Raw genomic sequence first — 1,627 nt, forward strand, 5'->3', positions numbered from 1 at the left:
GCTCGGAGATGAGCGCTACAGCGGCGACAGGAAACTCACCGGTCCTTTCGGTGCCGTGCAGATGGGACTGATCTACGTCAATCCGGAGGGGCCCAACGGCAACCCGGATCCGATGGCTGCCGCCAGGGACATTCGCGAGACGTTCGGGCGTATGGCGATGAATGACGAGGAGACGGTTGCGCTCATCATCGGCGGCCACACGTTCGGCAAGTGTCACGGTGCCGTCGATCCCGAGTACATCGGCCCGGAACCCGAGGCCGGCCCCATCGAGCAGCAGGGCCTCGGCTGGAGGAACACTTACGGCAGCGGCAAAGGCGCAGACGCGCTCACCAGTGGGCTTGAGGGCGCATGGACCTCCGAGCCGACGAAGTGGGACAACGGGTACCTGGACAACCTGTTCAGGTACGACTGGGAGCTGACGACGAGCCCCGCCGGTGCGAAGCAGTGGACTCCCACGGATCCCTCGGCCAAGGGCACCGTGCCTGATGCTCACGATCCGTCGAAGAGACACGCTCCCATGATGCTGACGACGGACCTGTCGCTGAAGTTGGACCCGGTCTACGGGCCGATCGCGAAGAGCTTCCACGAGAACCCGGACAAGCTCGCGGTAGCGTTCGCCAAGGCGTGGTACAAGCTGCTGCACCGCGACATGGGACCCCTCTCGCGTTACCTCGGCCCCTGGATTCCCGAGCCGCAGCTGTGGCAGGACCCCGTCCCCGCGGTCGATCACGAACTCGTCACGGACGAGGACATCGCCGCCCTCAAGGGCAGGATCCTCGCCTCGGGACTGTCCGTCTCCCAGCTGGTCACCACCGCTTGGGCGTCGGCGGCGAGCTTCCGCGGCACCGACAGGCGCGGCGGGGCCAACGGGGCACGGATTCGGCTCCGGCCGCAAAAGAACTGGGAGGTCAACGACCTGCCCGAGGTGGCTGAGGCGCTGCAGACCCTTGAGCAGATCCAGCAGGACTTCAACCGCTCACAAACCGGCGGAACGAGGGTTTCACTCGCCGACCTGATCGTCCTGGGCGGGTGCGCGGCCGTCGAGCAAGCCGCGAAGAACGCCGGGCACGACATCACGGTCCCGTTCGCACCGGGGCGTACGGACGCCTCGCAGGAGCAGACGGACGTGGAGTCGTTCGCCGTGCTCGAACCCAGGGCGGATGCGTTCCGCAACTACCTCCGGGCGGGAGAGAAGCTGTCGCCGGAGACTCTCCTCCTGGACCGCGCCAACCTGCTGACACTGACCGCTCCCGAGATGACGGTTCTGATCGGCGGCATGCGGGCTCTGAACACCGGCTTCGGGCGATCCCCACACGGTGTCTTCACTCACCGGCCGGAGACATTGACCAACGACTTCTTCGTCGAGCTGCTCGACATGGGCACGGAGTGGACGGCATCGGCTTCGGACGAGAACGTTTTCGAAGGCCGGGATGGCGCCACGGGCGAGGTCAAGTGGACCGCCACCGCCGTCGACCTCGTCTTCGGTTCGCACTCCCAGCTCCGAGCCGTCTCGGAGGTCTACGCGTCCGAGGACGCGGGAGAGAAGTTCGCGCGTGACTTCGTGGCAGCGTGGAACAAGGTGATGAACCTCGATCGGTTCGACCTTCGCTGAGCCTGTGGTCCCGGT

At 66.1% G+C, this 1,627-nt stretch carries 1 protein-coding gene; it reads left to right on the plus strand.

The genetic code is table 11. The features are described 5' to 3' along the window. Window positions 1–1,612: catalase/peroxidase HPI (katG, locus tag ACWGI8_RS44065; protein WP_453669223.1), on the plus strand; the 1,612-nt coding region annotated here is incomplete at its 5' end. Window positions 1,613–1,627 lie beyond the last annotated feature (15 nt).

This window comes from Streptomyces sp. NPDC054841 (assembly GCF_053611045.1).